We start from the raw sequence: 856 nt of genomic DNA, 5'->3' as shown, positions 1-856 counted from the left end.
CGTCTAATCCGATGGCCTTTGATGCTGAGCGGACGGTGTTGATCACGGGGGGAACCGGGATGTTGGGTGGGGTTTTTGCTGAGCATTTGGTCAGTCATTACGGGGTAGGGCATCTGCTGTTGGTGTCTCGCCGCGGGCTGGGCGCTCCTGGCGCTGTTGAACTGCATCAACGGTTGACCCAGTTGGGTGCGCGGGTCACTATCACCGCTTGTGATCTGACCGATCCCGCCGAGCTCAGTGCGGTGCTAGATGGTATCGAGGCGGCTCATCCACTTGGGGCTGTGATCCACACTGCCGGCGTTGTTGACGACGCGGTGATCAGCGAGTTGACCACGGCCCAAGTTGATAGGGTCTTGGCCGCCAAGGCCGACACTGCCTGGTATTTGCATGAACTGACCGCAGGAAAAGACCTGTCCGCTTTTGTGATGTTCTCCTCGGCCGCAGGAGTCCTGGGCAACCCTGGACAAGCCAACTACGCCGCCGCTAACGCCTTTGTAGATGCCTTGGCCCACCACCGCCATCGCCGCCAATTACCGGCTCTGAGTTTGGCCTGGGGCTATTGGCAGACACCGTCGGCGATGACAGCTCACCTTGACCCCAAAGACCAAGCCCGTTTCGCGCGTACCGGCATGTTGGCGATCACCACCGCACAAGGCCTGCAACTGTTCGACACCGCCCTTGCCGGCCAGCAACCCAGCCTGATCCCCTTGCCGCTGAACCGCCAAACACTGACCCGCCAGGCACGCCAACACCAGCTTGCCCCGATCCTGTCCGCCTTGACCACCGTGCGCCCTCAGGCCCATTCGCCGGCCAGCACCGTCATGGCGCAGCTGGCCGGTCAAAGCGCTGCCCAGCA

Annotated in this window: 1 protein-coding gene; it reads left to right on the top strand. The window is 62.1% G+C overall.

Annotated features, from left to right (window positions below):
- Nucleotides 1–11: 11 nt before the first annotated feature.
- Nucleotides 12–856, top strand: an 845-nt coding sequence (locus tag BST40_RS28305; protein WP_244174545.1) for a beta-ketoacyl reductase, incomplete at its 3' end; no start/stop codon positions are given.

The organism is Mycobacterium persicum, from assembly GCF_002086675.1.
In the GTDB taxonomy this organism is placed as follows: Bacteria; Actinomycetota; Actinomycetes; order Mycobacteriales; family Mycobacteriaceae; genus Mycobacterium; species Mycobacterium persicum.
Note: the sequence above shows the minus strand (reverse complement) of the source record. Positions and strands in the feature narration are given on the sequence as shown.